Below are 17,074 nucleotides of genomic sequence, written 5' to 3'. Positions count from 1 at the left end.
AGAAAGAGTCGCCCATGTGATTAGACTTTTCCGCAAAATCGCATAAATACTGCGAATTACAGATTCCTCTCACCGGGCTTCTAGGCACACTAAAGCCGTGTGCCAAACCTTCATTGACTAAAATAGACTAGCATTTTACGGTATGAAAATCACCTAAAAATCACCTAGCAAAAGCCTACTAAAATAAGCTTTTAATACCCCCCCCCCCGGTATTGTTGAAATATCAGTGTTTTCTCAGCTTAAGAAGTGATTAAAATTGTTAAAAATTCTTTCCGAATTTTTGCTAAATTCGCACCTCGGCGTGTCGAATAAACCGTGTCGTTATCGCTTAGGCAGGTAATCGTTCGCGCGTTTGTTCCCTTTTTAAGCACATACGACTACAAACACGGGCAAAAATAAACGCAAACAAGATAAAGTAAACAAAGACAAGCAAATCAAGTCAAATTGCATTTTATAGCAAAATGTCGATTCTGCAATAAATCATCAAAATAAAATTGTCGATTCTGCAAAAATTTGCTAAAATAAAATAATCGATTTTGCAAAGAATGGCGGAATTACAATGATTTATAACCTTAATCAATCAGCATCTAGCACAACATACACTGAGCGCAAATTTCCACGCAAAATCTATTCGCACATGCTCAATTGGAAAAACTCTTCCAACGGAAAAACAGCACTACTCATAGAAGGACCACGACGCGTAGGAAAATCCACTATTGTAAAAGAGTTTGCGCAAAATGAGTATGAAAGCTACATATTAGTGGATTTTTACACTGCATCTCCAGAAGTAAAACAACTATTTGAAGACCTTTCAGATTTAAACTACATCTTCTTGCAACTCCAGCTTATATATAAAACAAGCCTCAAAGAACGCAAGTCGTGCATTATTTTTGATGAAGTTCAACTCTGCCCAAAAGCGCGCCAAGCAATTAAAGTCCTAGTCAACGACGGAAGATACGACTACATAGAAACGGGCTCACTAATTTCAATCCACAAAAACGTTAAAAATATTCTTATTCCAAGCGAAGAACGCAAACTAAAAATGCATCCTATGGATTATGAGGAATTTAAGTGGGCGCTTGGCGACAATACAACCATTCCGCTTCTAAAAAAACTCTACGATTCTAAAAAACCAATCGGTCAAGCAGCATGCAGAAAAATGCTAAGAGATTTTAGACTTTATATGCTCGTTGGAGGAATGCCACAAGCTGTTGAAAGCTATATTGAAACCAACGATTTTAGTGCTGTAGATAGAGTAAAACGCGATATTCTTTCACTTTACGAAGATGATTTTATAAAAATAGACCCTACTGGTAAAATATCTGCAATTTTTGATTCTATACCAGCTCAGCTCATGTCTAACACTTCCCGTTACCATGTTTCGAGCGTTCTTGCTGGCAACAGAGCAAATACTGTTCTTGAACAACTAGCTCAACTAGAAGATTCTGGAACTGTGCTAATCTCCCACCATACTAACAATCCTAATTCTGGAATGGCTCAACACAAAGATTTATCTAAGTTCAAACTCTTTCTTGCAGATACTGGTTTGTTTGTTACGTTAGCATTTAAAGACAAGTCTTTTACAAGCAACGACATTTATATGCGATTGTTAAACGATAAGTTGCAAGCAAATCTAGGTTATGTATACGAAAATATTGTTGCTCAAACTTTGAGCACTCATGGACACGAATTGTATTATCACACTTTTATGGACGGCGACGCGCGCTTAATCGCGGACGATACTAATGTTGAGATTGACAATCACGATAATCGAAATAATCACAACAATCGCAGCTATGAAGTAGATTTCTTGATTGCTGATAAGAACAAGATTGTGCCGATTGAAGTAAAAAGCTCAGGTTATAAAACGCATGCTTCGCTTGATACTTTCGCGCGCAAGTTTTCTTCGCGAATCGCACGGGAAATTCTGATTTATACAAAAGACTACCAACATAACGGAATGCTGGAATACATTCCAATAGTAATGACTGAGTTCTTGTAATTCGCTCACGTCTTCGCTTGCGTTGAAAGCACATACGACTACAAACACGGGCAAAAATAAACAAACACAGGCGAATCTACTACTTCGAGCTTAAAGCGTAGCGCGAGAGGCGCTTTGACTGAGCTTGAAATTGCATAACGCATTTCAAGCTCCTTCAAAGCGTGATTTGGCTCAAGCATAAAGTCCAGTGGACTTTATGTGCCAAATCAGCCGAGCGGCTACTAATAGCCGCGAGGAATAGAGCGCTGAGCCGCTCAAACGTAAAGTCCAGTGGACTTTACGTGCGGCGAAGACGTGAGCGCGCTTAGACCGCGCGAACGAAGTGACCGCACTTTACACCAGATTCAATACAAAACACGCAAACGCAAAAAACAAAAGCCGCTGCAAGATGTGTAAAACAACTTGCAACGGCTAATTCAATTCAGACTAGCAAAATCAAACCTAGAGATTTAAGCAAATCACCCATAAATAATATAGATAGCCTAAAATCGCCAGTTATACCTAGCCTGATTAGTTAAGGTCATCGTCATAATCACCCTGACCACCCTGATCATCAAGGAAGTCATCTGGATTAAACTCATCCCCAAGCTGCATGTCGCCAAAATCAATGTTCGAGAAATCAACATCTCCCATGTTGCTCTCTCCAAAGTTTGACGGAGTGCCATTTGCTCCACCCAAACCAAGGTTTGGATAAACAGCATCACGCACCTCAGGATCTGCAAAGACATCCGCATTACGATAACGCGCCAAACCAGTACCAGCTGGAATGAGCTTACCAATAATCACGTTCTCCTTTAGACCCTTAAGATCATCTTCCTTCTGGCTCAAAGCAGCCTCAGTAAGCACGCGTGTAGTCTCCTGGAAGGATGCAGCAGAAAGCCAAGAATCCGTAGCCAAAGAAGCCTTGGTAATACCCATAAGCTCTGGTCGACCAGCAGCAGGCTTACCGCCATTCTTAACAGCAGCAAGATTTGCCTCGCGGAACTTTGCCTGATCCACAAGCTCACCTGGAAGAAGCTCAGTGTCTCCAGAATCAATCACCGTAATACGGCGAAGCATCTGGTGAACAATAACCTCAATATGCTTGTCGTGAATATCAACGCCCTGAGAACGGTAAACGTTGTGAACTTCTTCCACAATATTCACCTGAGCTGCACGCGGACCAAGGATTCGCAAAATCTTCTTAGGATCCACAGAACCCTCAATAAGCTGCGTGCCAACCTCAACGTGGTCGCCATCCTTAACAAGCATTGGAGCGCGGCGAGTTACTGGGTAAACGATTGGCTCAACGGTTGTATCGTCTGGAGTCAAAGTGACTTGACGGCCGTGATCCGTATCTTCTACCTTCACAACGCCTGGGAACTCTGCGATTGGAGCCTCGCCCTTAGGAGTACGAGCCTCAAAAAGCTCGGTAACACGAGGAAGACCCTGCGTAATATCGCTTGCAGAAGCAACGCCACCAGAGTGGAAGGAACGAAGCGTAAGCTGCGTACCAGGCTCACCAATGGACTGTGCTGCAACAATACCAACAGCCTCGCCAACATCCACGAGTCGGCTTGTAGCCAAAGACCAGCCGTAGCACTTTGCGCAAACACCACGCTTAGATTCGCAAGTAAGCACGGAGCGAGCCTTAACTTCTTCAACGCCGTGCGCAACCAAATCGCGCAAAACGTCCATAGAAAGCGCGTCTCCACACTTTGCCAAAACTGTTGTGCCGTCTGCAGGATCGAGCACGTCTGCAGCAAGCAAGCGCGAGTATGGGCCACCATCAGCAGCCTTAACAAGCGTCAAATTGCCATTTTCGTCGCGGTCTGCAATCTTCATAACAAGGCCACGCTTTGTGCCGCAATCTTCTTCGCGAACAATAACTTCCTGAGAAACGTCAACAAGACGACGAGTCAAGTAGCCAGATTCTGCTGTACGAAGTGCGGTATCTGCCAAGCCCTTACGAGCGCCGTGCTGAGAGATGAAGTACTCCAACACGGAAAGGCCATCGCGGTAGTTTGACTTAACAGGACGAGGAATAATCTCACCCTTAGGATTTGCCACCAAGCCTCGCATACCAGCAATCTGACGAATCTGCATCCAGTTACCACGTGCGCCAGACTGAACCATAATGTTCACGTTGTTGTCGTCATGGAAGTTCTCGCGCATTGCGTCTGCAACCTTATCGGTGCACTCTGTCCACAAGTTAATCAACTCTTGACGACGCTCTTCGTCTGTAAGAAGACCCATATCGTACTGGGAGTTGATCTTTGCAGCCTGATCCTCGTAATCTTGCGCAATTTGCTCGCGATTTGGAGGAAGCACAATGTCGGAGAATGCCATTGTAACGCCCGACCAAGGTGCGCGCGTAAAGCCAAGATCCTTCAAAGCATCAAGGCTTGCGGCAACCTGAGCGGTGGAATAGCGCGTAGCAATGTCGTCAACAATCTTAGAAAGAACACCCTTTGGAACCTGCTGGTTTACAAACGGATAGTCCTCTGGAAGAGTGCTATTAAACAGCACGCGACCGCAAGACGTTGCAAACAGAACAGTTCCATCCTTAAAGCGCTCTTCACGCACAACATCTGGGCTGCCTGGCTCTGGGTCTACAACCTTAAGCTCTGCAGGCTGCCAATCCTTTGGCAAAACAAAGTCTTCTGGCACACGGATTAACACCTTAGCTTGCATGTCAATCTCGTGCTTGTCGAGCGCCATTTGCGCCTCTGCAAGCGAAGAGAAGATTCGGCCTTGACCCTTTGCACCGTCGATTACGGTAGACAAGTAGTACAAGCCCAAAATCATATCCTGAGATGGCATTGTAACAGTGTGACCATCTGCTGGCTTTAAGATATTGTCGGATGCCATCATCAAGCTGCGAGCTTCTGCTTGAGCTTCGGCGGAAAGTGGCAAATGCACTGCCATCTGGTCACCATCGAAGTCGGCGTTGAATGCTGCGCAAGCAAGTGGTGGCAAGTGGATTGCCTTACCTTCAACCAAGATTGGCTCAAATGCTTGAATACCCAAGCGGTGAAGCGTAGGCGCACGGTTAAGAAGAACAGGATGCTCAGAAATAACTTCCTCGAGCACGCCCCAAACTTCGGAATCTCCGCGATCCACAAGGCGCTTTGCGCTCTTCATATTCTGAGCAAAGCCCTGATCTACCAAACGCTTAATAACAAATGGCTTAAACAGCTCCAACGCCATTGGCTTAGGCAAACCGCATTGATGCATGCGAAGGCTTGGACCAACAACGATTACGGAACGGCCAGAGTAATCAACTCGCTTACCGAGCAAGTTCTGGCGGAATCGACCCTGCTTACCTTTAAGCATATCGGAAAGCGACTTTAGTGGTCTGTTAGATGCACCAGTTACTGGACGGCCACGACGACCGTTGTCGAAGAGTGAATCAACAGCTTCCTGAAGCATGCGCTTTTCGTTATTAAGCATGATTTCAGGAGCGCCAAGCTCAATCAACCTCTTCAAACGGTTGTTACGGTTGATTACACGACGGTACAAGTCGTTCAAATCAGATGTTGCAAAGCGGCCACCATCAAGCTGAACCATTGGTCGCAAGTCTGGTGGAATTACTGGAATAACATCCAAAACCATTGCTTCTGGCTTGTTTCCAGTAGTCAAGAACGCGTTTACAACTTTAAGTCGCTTCAAAGCGCGCGCCTTGCGCTGACCAGTACCATTGTCGATTTCTTCGCGAAGTTCTACGGCAGCAGACTTAAGGTCGAAGTCCTGCAAGCGCTTCTTGATTGCTTCAGCACCCATGCAGCCTTCAAAATAGTCACCGTAGCGGTCTTCCATTTCTCGCCAAAGGTCAACATCGCCTTCCATATCTCCTGCTCGTAAGCCCTTAAAGCGATCGAAAACTGCGTTCAAACGCTGAATCTGCTCATCGTAGCGAGTACGAATAGCAGCCATTTCTCGCTCTGCTCCAGCGCGCAATTTAGACTTTGCGTTGCCTTTTGCTTCGCCTGATTCTTCCAGCTCGTGCAGGTCTTCTTCTACCTTCTTTGCGCGAGCTTCAATCTCATTGTCGCGGCGCTTACGAAGATTGCCGATTTCCGTATCGAACTCGTCTTGCAAGTCTGGAAGATCTTGGTGACGCTGCTCTTCATCTACCTTAGTAACCATGTAGGCTGCAAAGTAAATAACCTTTTCCAAGTCTTTTGGAGCAATATCAAGCAGGTAACCCAAGCGGCTTGGCACACCCTTGAAGAACCAAATGTGTGTTACAGGAGCCGCAAGCTCAATATGACCCATGCGTTCACGGCGAACGCGGCTGCGTGTAACTTCCACGCCGCATCGCTCGCACACGATTCCCTTAAAGCGCACGCGCTTATACTTGCCGCACGCGCACTCCCAGTCGCGAGTAGGACCGAAAATCTGCTCACCGAACAGACCATCCTTCTCTGGTTTAAGGGTACGGTAATTAATGGTTTCTGGCTTCTTAACCTCGCCGTGGCTCCAGCTACGGATGTCTTCGGCGGTTGCCAGTCCAATCCTCAGTTTGTCAAATGCGTTGACGTCCAGCACTATTATCGTCCTGTCTCATGAAATTGTTTTTCTAAGTTTCTTAAAGTGATTAGTGATTAGTGATTAAGTTATTTCTAATCACTGGCATCACTGGTATTCAGGTTCTTGAATAACTTGATCTTCCTTGGCGGACGAATCTGGTCGCGCACCAATGTTGAAGCCCAAATCTTCAGAAGACGACACCGGATCATCATCCTCATCCTTCATGTCAATTGCCACTCCTTCGGAGTTAAGCACCTCAACATTCAAGGAGAGAGACTGCATTTCCTTGAGCAACACCTTGAAGGACTCAGGAATACCAGCTGGTGGAAGGTTATCGCCCTTGACAATAGCGCCATACACGCGCACGCGGCCGTCAACGTCATCAGACTTTGTGGTCATCATTTCGTGCAATGTGTAAGCAGCGCCATAAGCCTCAAGCGCCCACACTTCCATTTCGCCGAAGCGCTGGCCGCCGAACTGCGCCTTACCACCCAACGGCTGCTGGGTAATCATAGAGTAAGGACCAGTGGAACGAGCGTGAATCTTATCATCAACCAAGTGATGCAGCTTCAAGATGTACATGTAGCCAACAGAAATTGGCTTAGGGAATGGCTCACCAGTGCGGCCGTCAAACAATGTTGCCTTACCGTCGGAACCAACAAGCTTATTGCCATCGCGGTCCGCAAGCGTAGTGCTCAAAAGACCCTTCAAGGTTTCTGGACGCACGCCGTCGAACACTGGAGTTGCAACAGGAGTGCATGGATCGCCATGCTCAGCGCCTTCTGGCACATACTTCTTCCAAGCAGCCTCAAGGTCTGGATCCAAATTAATATCCCAACCAGCGTGAGCAATCCAACCCAAGTGAAGCTCGAGCACCTGACCCAAGTTCATTCGAGAAGGCACACCCAACGGGTTAAGCATAATGTCTACTGGAGTACCATCAGCCAAGAATGGCATATCCTCTTCTGGCAAAATGCGGGAAATAACACCCTTGTTGCCGTGGCGACCAGAAAGCTTATCGCCCTGCGTAATCTTACGATGCTGAGCAATGTACACGCGAATCATCTGGTTTACGCCATTTGGAAGCTCATCGCCATCGTCTTCAGCGTCTTCACGAGTGATTTCCTTAACAGCAATCACAGTACCAGTTTCGCCGTGTGGCACGCGCAAAGAAGTGTCTCGAACTTCACGGCTCTTTTCGCCAAAGATTGCACGAAGCAAGCGCTCTTCTGGAGTAAGCTCAGTCTCGCCCTTAGGCGTTACCTTACCAACCAAAATGTCGCCAGCTTCCACCTCGGCACCAATGCGAATAATACCGCGCTCGTCGAGGTTTGCAATAGCGTCTTCGCCAACGTTTGGAAGGTCGCGAGTAATCTCTTCGGCACCAAGCTTGGTTTCACGAGCATCGATTTCGTACTCTTCAATGTGAATCGAAGAAAGCGTATCGTCTTGCACAAGACGCTGGGAAATAATAATAGCATCCTCGTAGTTGTAACCATTCCAAGGCATAAACGCAACGAGCAAATTCTTGCCGAGTGCAAGCTCACCCTTGTCTGTTGCAGGACCGTCTGCCAAAACTGTACCAGCTTCAACACGCTCGCCATCTTTAATAAGTGGCACCTGGTTGTAGCAAGTAGTCTGGTTAGAACGCTGGAACTTAGAAAGCTTGTAACTGGACTGAGTTCCATCGTCGTTCATAACGCGAATAATATCTGCAGAAACGTAGGTTACAACGCCTGGCTTTTCGGAAAGAATCACGTCTCCAGAATCAACTGCAGCACGCCATTCGGAACCCGTACCAACAAGTGGACGCTCCGACTTAATAAGCGGCACAGCCTGACGCTGCATGTTGGTACCCATCAAAGCACGGTGGCCTTCATCGTGCTCCAAGAATGGAATCAAGCTTGCGCCGAGGGAAACCATCTGACGTGGAGAAACATCCATGTAGTCAACAGTGCTTACAGGAACATCGACTGCTTCTTCTTCGTCAACACGAGCAAGTGCCTGAGTGCCAACAAAGTTGCCATTTTCATCGAGTTCCTGATTTGCCTGAGCAATAACGTGCTCGGCTTCGCGATCTGCAGTCATATATTCGACTTCGTTAGTCACATGACCATTAACGACCTTACGATAAGGTGTTTCAATAAAGCCGAATGGGTTGATGCGACCAAAGGTTGCAAGCGAACCGATAAGACCGATGTTTGGACCTTCTGGGGATTCGATTGGGCACATACGACCAAAGTGGGATGGGTGCACGTCTCGAACTTCCATAGATGCGCGGTCTCTAGAAAGACCACCAGGACCAAGAGCCGAAAGACGACGCTTGTTTGTAACGCCCGCCAAAGGATTGTTCTGATCCATAAACTGGCTAAGCTGAGAAGTTCCGAAGAACTCCTTAATAGTAGCGTTAACTGGTCGAATGTTAATCAACGACTGTGGTGTAATCGCCTCAGCATCTTGCGTGGTCATGCGCTCGCGCACAACGCGCTCCATACGGCTTAAGCCAGTACGAATCTGATTCTGTACAAGCTCGCCAACCTGACGGATTCGACGGTTTCCAAAGTGATCAATATCGTCCACGTCTACACGCAATTGCACATCTTCGCCATCACGCTTGCCTGGGAAGGTCTTTTCGCCCGAGTGCAAAGTAACCAAATACTTGATTGTGGCGATTATGTCTTCGCGATTCAAGCTGCGATCGTTGTAATCCGCTTCCAAACCAAGCTTGCGATTGATCTTGTAGCGACCAACGCGCGCCAAATCGTAGCGCTTTGTGTTGAAGTAGAAGGATTCGAGCAAATTGCGACCCGCGTCTGGAGTTGCGGTATCTGCTGGGCGAATCTTGCGATACAAGTCTGTAAGAGCATCATTTTGAGTGTCGATTGGCTCTTTTTCTAGAGCGTCGAGAACAAGAGGATACCCTTGGAATGCCTCTGCAATTTCTGGCTTAGTCATGCCAATTGCCATCAAGAACACGATTGCAGACTGCTTACGCTTGCGATCTACGCGCACGCCAAGAACATCGCGCTTATCAATCTCAAACTCAAGCCACGCTCCGCGACTTGGAATGATTTTTGCGCCAAAAACGTCTTTGTCGGAAGTGCGATCTTGCGTGCGGTCAAAATACACGCCTGGGGAACGCACAAGCTGGGACACAATTACGCGCTCAGTGCCGCCAATAATGAATGTTCCGTGTGGTGTTTGCAGCGGGAAATCACCCATAAACACAGTCTGGCTCTTAATCTCGCCAGTTTCGCCGTTTTCAAACTCTGCGTTTACATACAAAGGAGCGGAATATGTGTAATCCTTCTCTTTGCACTCAAGCACAGTGTGACGTGGCTCTTCAAAATATGGATCCGAGAATGTGAGGCTCATTGTCTCAGCAAAATTCTCAATTGGAGAAATCTCTTGGAACACTTCTTCCAAACCAGAGACATGAGGCACAGTGTGAGTGCCATTTGCCTCATCTTCTTCGACGCGCTTCTTCCAACGCTCGGAGCCGATCAGCCAGTCAAAGCTGTCGGTTTGCACACCGAGGAGGTATGGCACATCGATTGGCTCACAAATGGAGCCGAAATTCACACGATCCGACGCTTTATGCAATTTAATGCTGTGCTCGTCGGCACGCGCGATGACTTTGGTGGTGTTCGTCGTAGCTTGTTCAGCAGCCAATGGACGTTCCTTTATCGCTAGCTAGTTTTCTTAATCCTTGGGAGCTTTAGAAAATCGCAGCAAACGCGCTTAAAATCAACGATTTTGGGTTTGCGGGCGCCTTCTTCGGTTCCTTGAGTATGCCCGCTATATGACACACCTTGTACAAAGAAACGATTTTACCCCTTCACATCGACTTTTGGCGCCATTTGTGCATGTGCTAGCGAACAGAAATAACCACGGGATTGCTTTGTAATCCTGACACATCCTTATGCGCAATTTGTGCAATGTAAGTTCCGCGCGAAACTTTAGGCAAGTCGGCGTCATCTAAGCAATCCTTGCCGGTAGGCGTTCCGACTGTAGCATCCGTGCTCCATACGATTTTTTTCTCGTACGAATCACCTTTTGCCATTAACAAAGGCTTGAGTGGAATTCCGCACACATCTGATCTCCACTGCGGCTCTATTTTCTGCTGCTTTTCTTGCTTTTCTCTAGATTTATCTGATTTATCTGATTTATCTGATTTATCAGATTTATCAGACTTATCAGCACTTACGCTGTCTCCAATTGTCAACACCATTCTGCCATCCGACGCATCTATTCTGCAGGAATCGTCTCCTTCATGAACTATGCGAGCAGTAAATTCTACGCTTCCTCCCATCGGTACAGATTGCGATGCTGAGGTTAATTCAATACGAACGTCTTTTGCACTACATTTTTTTATGATTCCAACAGGCCTTGGATCTGGCACAAGTTGTTTAGATAGAGTAACGTCTGAATGTTTGCTTATAGCACTTCCAATTGCAGATACGCCTTTAAAAATGCTAATTATGCAAAAGATACAAAACACTAAAACAGCCAGCAGCCCCACGCAAACTACGATTCGGCGGCGAATGTACATGCGACGGCGCGCAGCACTAATCTTCCGCTTCGGTTTACGTTTTAACACAGGCATAGTCACCATTGTAATGCATGAGTAGTTTTAAGACTATTTTTGACTATAGGCTATTTTGCTATTTTCTATAAGCTATTTTCTGTAGACTATTTTCCGCCCTCAAATCCAAGCTGACGCCACGCTTCATAAATGGCGATTGATGCGCAATTTGTAAGATTTAAGCTTCTAAGCGAAGGACGCATTGGCAAGCGAACCTGTTCCGCAACATGAGGGCCAGCCATAATATCCATTGGGTCTGGAATATCTCCTGGCTCTGGTCCAAAAAGCAAAATATCGTTCGGCTTATACTCAATATCTGTGTAAAGTTTTGTGGCATTTGCAGTAAACGCGATTATGCGAGAATTTGGCATTGATTCCACAAGGTTTTCAAAATTCGGGTGCATAACAACGTGTGCCATATCGTGATAATCAAGACCCGCGCGACGAAGCTTTGTGTCTTGAAGATTAAATCCAAGCGGCTCTACAAGATGCAAAATGGTGCCCGTTACCGCGCAAAGGCGAATCGCAGAGCCTGTGTTTCCTGGGATTCTAGGCGAATAGAAGCACAAGTGCGGAGTTTGAGTTTGCGCAGTGCTTGCATCTTGCGCGCTTAGCATGGCATCCATAACGCTGATTGGATTTCCGTGCGCGTCTGTTACAAGCTCGTCCGGACCGTAATTTGACTTTCGGTAGCCGTACTCATACATCTGCTCTACACGATTGACTGGGTTTTGTGCGTCTTGATTTTGTGCGTCTTGCATATTTTTATCTTCTTTACTTTTATCTTCTTTACCTGTGACTTGCATACTCGTAATAATCACCTCAATAAAATCATCATAATAAAAATAAGCGCAAATCCTGCAAAATCAGCCCACGAGAACACAGCTCCCGTAAACACAACAGCCGTGATTGCAGCCATAACAGGCTCGCTCGCCCCCAAAAGCGTTCCGCGCACAGATCCAACTCGCATAACGCCAGCCAAAAACATCCAATATGCGCCAAAAGTTCCGCCAACAATCGTAAAAGTAAACAGCAAGTACGCGCGCAAATCCAAAGGAGGCATTGTTTGCCATGGCTTCACAAATGGCATCATAATAAGACCTGCAATAATAAACGTAATTCCGTTTACAGTAAGATTTCCCCATTTTGCAATCAATTTAACTGGCATAATCGCAAGAGCCGCCGTACTTGCAGCATCTGCCAATCCCCACAAAAGTCCCATCAGCGGCAGCGAAAGCGAGCTAAAATTGCCTCCCGTTGCCATAAGCGCAGTTCCTGCAAATGCAAGCAAAACACCAATGTTTTCGCGCAAAGTCGGAGTTCTTTTTGACCGCAAACACACATAAACAAGCACAAAAAGCAGATTCAGGCTTTGCAAAACAGTAGCCGTGCCAGAATTAGTCCAGTCAATTGTAAAAAGATACGCCACTTGCGTTAAAAGCACGCACACAATACCTGTTACGACTAGCATTGGCCATGATTTTTTTGTGCTTAATGCACCAACGAGTTGCTTGCGATTAACAATTGACGCAACGATTACAAAAAGCACGCCTGCAGCAAGCTGACGAACGCACGCGATTTGCAACGGACTCACAAGGTATTGCGACATTAGAATCTTAGAAACAGTAGCATTTGTGCCCCAAAGCGCGCCACCAAGAATCGTTAAGATTATGCCAATCATCATTGTGCGCGGACTATGATCCACCGCAGGATTTGGCTTTTTAGGCTTTATTTTTTGGATATTCTTTACAAAACCAACATCCATGCTAAACACCTTCTAAACTTACATCCCGTACTCGCTAATAATCCTGTAGTTTTGCGCATATGTAGTAAGTCGCAAGTCGCAAACCTCGCAAATCGCTTACTACATATGAAAAATCTACACTATCACATAATCAACAACACGCACATAATCAACAACACGCAATTGCAAGGATTGCATGTGCAATAAATCTATTGAGGTGATTTGAGAATCGTAGATTCGTTAGATTTGCATCATGCGTGAGACAAATCTAACGAAAATCAGTCAAAAAACGTTACAAATGTCTCGCAGCCGAGACAAATCTAACGAATTTTGACCAAAAAACGTTACAAACGCATCACGCGTGATGCAAATCTAACACTCAAACCAATACGCCACGCGCGACTTTGCATTATCCTCAGTTTATGTTATCTTATTTAAGTTGTCTTTCGTTGTGCGTTTAGCACAATGATTGATGTGGAGAATTCGCCTAGTGGTCTATGGCGCACGCTTGGAAAGCGTGTTGGTGTAACAGCCTCACGAGTTCGAATCTCGTATTCTCCGCGAGTAGGGTTTCTAGCCAGCACAATTGGTTGGAACCCTTTTTGTATATTTGCCTATGCATCAAAATATATGAACATACACAAGCAGCTTAGCGTCGAACTCAACTGTTAGGCAATTTCTGCGCAGAGCAACCATGCAAAATTGAAGCCATGCTACGTTTTTCCGCACTAGTAACGCTAAGATCGTACTTATACTTAACAGCAATCTGCCTAGCTACATAATCGCATCTAAAGGATTTATTAGATGGCAGCCAATAAGCTGCAGAAGCAGATCCTTTTTCTTGATTCGCTGCCCCTTGAACAGCAAGAAGATTAAGCATATCATTACCAAACTTAAGCCTCTTAGCATGACTCCATTTCCAAGCGCCTGATTGCCATGCGTTTTCTAGCGCTACAACATGGTCGATTTGAACAAGAGCACTAGTTTTTCTCCCCCGAACAAAATTAATATTTAAGCCAGTATAAGGATCGTGCAAAAGCCCTGATGCTACTTTGCAAGAACCAGAATACTTAAAACGAACCTGTTTTAAATCGCGAGCAAGAACATCTTCTCTAACATCACAGCCATTTTTATCAACATCTGTAGTCCTGTATCCAAAGACACTCCTGTTGTATCCAGACGGATGTGATTTAGAGACTTTTAGCTTATTAAGAAGAGCAGCAGCATCTCCATCAGCAGCGTATTCACCAGTAATTTCGCCAACATCATGATTGATTTTTGGCAAAACAAGCCCAATAACAATGCCTATAATAATAGCCAAAGAAATAAGCCATATAAAAGAGGTTATTCTTTTAGATATAGGGTTACTTGAATAATGCGTATTACGATCGTACTGCATGATTTATATCTACAACCCAAGGAATACGCCTAATAACAACGTCTAGAACTTGTTGAATAAGGCTAATAAGCACAATAATTGCCATAACTGCGTAAACAACATTCCATTGTGGATTCTTAGTGACAATTGGGTGAATAGTGTTAGAAACAAGCATTATTGCGTTCGCAATACCTATAAGAGCAACAGACATAAGAATTGCCTGCATTCTTCCCACTTTACGAGATAATCGCACTCGCTGTTGTGAAAGCTTACGCATTGAATCAACAACACGCTTAACACAATGCTCGCCCTGTCGGAAAGCTAGAACCTCATCAATACCAAGTTCTACATCATCAACTTCAAGCTCTACCATCTTTTGCTCTGAATGAACTTTTTTAATAAAACTGCGGAGTCTAAGTCTAAATAATCCTGGAATTATAAACACTATTAGAGCACAAATCACAACAGCAAAAATAGCAATTTGAATATCAAAGTAACATAACAAAACGATTGCTGGAATAATCGACAAAACCATTCCAACACTCATGCTTAAACCTGCCTTGTGCAAATGCGCATGATGAAGATCCACGCCAGCAAAAGATGTTACTAATGTTATGCATCTTAAACATGCGCATACGCTTACGATAAGCACGTATTCTTGCATAGCAAGTCCAAAAAGCGGGCGATTAGCGATAGCGAACATTGCTGCAAAAGTGCAAACAGGTATCAATACTGCGCAAACTATATTGATTGCTGTAGAGAATGCTGAAAGAATCGCAAAAAACGCCTTTTTCAACGAAGATATAGTTGATTTACTTTCATGAGATAAATCTTTCAATAAGCCTTCGTGTTTTGCATTATTAAAATTCTTATTAGAGTTTTCATCAAAACTTTTAGCATATTCGTCTACTTTATTAGCTTTATCAACGCTACCATCTGCGAAATTTTCGGCATAAGAGCTAATAGAACTAGAACTGGTGTAATGCGAATTATGATATACACTAACGTTAACCAAATTGTCCGCTTTAGAAACGTAGTTATCGTCTGGCAAAAATACAAGAATCGTAGCTTTTTTAGCAACATGACGCAAAATATCACATAAATTCTTAGCTTCATCAGAACTAATATCGCTTGAAGAATAGTCGAAAATATACACTGGAGTTCTACGAATAAGCGCACGAGCCATAATAATTCGTCGGAAAATATCTTGCTTATTTTCAACCTGAATATTGTCTACACGCAAATCTAATCCGTTATAATCCGCATAAACAACACCATCTACATGAGCAGTACGCAATGCTTGCCACATAGATGTAGTAGTAGCATTAGACAATGCCATGAGCAGATTCTCTCGCAAAGTGGCTGAAAACAGATGACTATTTGAACGAACAATAGTAACAAGATCTGCAATAGCACCAGGATTTTCATTATTTAGTGAAACATAAGTTGAGTTTCCAGAAATATCACCAAAATCAGATACTACAAAAGGCGATTCAACATCTACTTCAGAAAAACCATATCTATCACTGTAAGATAACGCAACATCTGATTTATCGCTAAAAACTACGCCATTCAAAACATTATTAGTAAATAAGTCGTAGTATTCCTTTGGCATTACATTCAATTTTCCACTTGAAATATTAAAGGATGCACGCAAAGGTTTATTATTTTCAGTGAAATTGCATCGCACATGAAGAGAAACATTACTGGCTCCATCTGGGATGCTCAGCGACTTTTTATTATCTGAGAAATCTATGGAATCTGCAGAAGCAGAAGATTCTACAGAGTCTAAATTAGAAGAATGAACCTTATTAGAAGCAACACTTTTAAACAAGTCACTAATGTTATTCAAACCTAAAACAGCCCGATTTTTAATATGCATACAGTTAGCAACTCTACGTATTGGATCTACGCTTAGCATAAGAAGGGGCAAAGTTAGCATTGCAGCAGGAAGACCAACAGATTTAACAGAAAGAAGCCAAACTGTAGAAATAATTGCCACACCAGTCATTAAATACGTTAAAAATACGCATAAACAGCGCCACAAAATGCGAACATCTGCAAGAGCAGATACAAGTGCCAAAGTAGAAAAAATTGACGCAAAAACGCAAATAGTGGCAACATAAGAGTTTATTGAAAACATTGCAACACTAACCGCAAAAGGCATAGGAAAAGCAGCAATGATCTGCGGCAAAAGTAAACCATACCAACGTTGAACCCACTCAACATCATCGTTCACGCAAATAGAAGAATATCCCTTAGACCATTTTTTAGAGGAGCTCAAAGAAAGCATAGAACGCAACATTTTTGGTCTAAGCTTCATAGATACGCGAGTTCCAATTTCGGTAGAAATAGTACAAGACTGATGGAACGCAATATATTTTACGATAAGTATTCCAACAAGAGAAATAAGATAAGACGTCAATTCAACAGAGCTTAACAAGGACTTGCCAGTATATTTTGCAGGAATAAGCACTGGCGAAAGAATTCCAACACAAACATACACAAAACCAATATTCGCAAGAGAAGATATAGCAAGACATGCCGCTCTTAAAACAACCAAGTGCTTAACACCTGGAACAAAAGCGAAGAAACGACCAATCATTTAACTATCCTTTTCTTTTCCATAGAAAACTCTTTTAAATTCCAAAAATACTTTCACGCACTACAAAGTACACACACGATACCCTGCAGATTGAATCTACAAATTCGAGTAGCTCGCACTGTTAAAATCAGCTTTAAATCTCTTAAAAACGCTATCTAAACACTCTCTACAAACACATACCCACGCACTAGCTCACTACCCCTTTAGCATTCAAGATTACGCTGAGCATCAGGCATCAACACGCCGAA

The 17,074-nt window shown here is 44.3% G+C and carries 8 protein-coding genes and 1 tRNA gene; 2 read left to right on the top strand and 7 right to left on the bottom strand.

Features of this window, described 5'->3' with window-relative positions; translation table 11 throughout:
* Window positions 1-559: 559 nt before the first annotated feature.
* Window positions 560-2,002 (top strand): ATP-binding protein, encoded by a 1,443-nt coding sequence (locus P0106_RS03005; protein WP_473730419.1) that lies wholly within the window; start codon window positions 560-562, stop codon window positions 2,000-2,002.
* 510 nt (window positions 2,003-2,512) lie between these two features.
* Here P0106_RS03005 and P0106_RS03000 read toward each other — a convergent pair.
* The 5 genes from P0106_RS03000 to P0106_RS02980 all read right to left on the bottom strand — a co-directional run bounded on the left by P0106_RS03000 (window position 2,513) and on the right by P0106_RS02980 (window position 12,864).
* Window positions 2,513-6,532 carry a DNA-directed RNA polymerase subunit beta' gene (locus P0106_RS03000; RefSeq protein WP_473730418.1) on the bottom strand — a complete coding sequence of 1,340 codons (4,020 nt, stop codon included), beginning with the start codon at window positions 6,530-6,532 and terminating at the stop codon, window positions 2,513-2,515.
* Between the two features lie 87 nt (window positions 6,533-6,619).
* Window positions 6,620-10,186, bottom strand: a complete 3,567-nt coding sequence (rpoB, locus tag P0106_RS02995; protein WP_004116667.1) for a DNA-directed RNA polymerase subunit beta — start codon at window positions 10,184-10,186, stop codon at window positions 6,620-6,622.
* Window positions 10,187-10,385: 199 nt separating this feature from the next.
* Window positions 10,386-11,120 carry a peptide ABC transporter permease gene (locus P0106_RS02990; protein ID WP_285060206.1) on the bottom strand — a complete coding sequence of 245 codons (735 nt, stop codon included), beginning with the start codon at window positions 11,118-11,120 and terminating at the stop codon, window positions 10,386-10,388.
* A gap of 86 nt (window positions 11,121-11,206) precedes the next feature.
* Complete coding sequence (locus P0106_RS02985) at window positions 11,207-11,860, bottom strand: tRNA (cytidine(34)-2'-O)-methyltransferase (protein WP_225622766.1); 654 nt, start codon at window positions 11,858-11,860, stop codon at window positions 11,207-11,209.
* Window positions 11,861-11,916: 56 nt separating this feature from the next.
* Window positions 11,917-12,864, bottom strand: coding sequence for a DMT family transporter (locus P0106_RS02980; protein ID WP_004138573.1), 948 nt, complete (start codon window positions 12,862-12,864; stop codon window positions 11,917-11,919).
* Between the two features lie 455 nt (window positions 12,865-13,319).
* Here P0106_RS02980 and P0106_RS02975 point away from each other — a divergent pair.
* A tRNA-Ser gene (locus tag P0106_RS02975) sits at window positions 13,320-13,404 on the top strand.
* A gap of 100 nt (window positions 13,405-13,504) precedes the next feature.
* Here the strand turns inward: P0106_RS02975 and P0106_RS02970 are convergent.
* Window positions 13,505-14,242, bottom strand: coding sequence for an HNH endonuclease family protein (locus tag P0106_RS02970; RefSeq protein ID WP_473730417.1), 738 nt, complete (start codon window positions 14,240-14,242; stop codon window positions 13,505-13,507).
* Window positions 14,226-16,826: a 6TM ABC transporter family protein gene (locus P0106_RS02965; RefSeq protein ID WP_473730416.1), complete on the bottom strand. Its 2,601-nt coding sequence runs from the start codon at window positions 16,824-16,826 to the stop codon at window positions 14,226-14,228. Before P0106_RS02965 ends, P0106_RS02970 begins: the two co-directional genes overlap by 17 nt.
* Window positions 16,827-17,074: the final 248 nt, after the last annotated feature.

Source organism: Gardnerella sp. c11Ua_71 (assembly GCF_055818025.1).
Note: the sequence above shows the minus strand (reverse complement) of the source record. Positions and strands in the feature narration are given on the sequence as shown.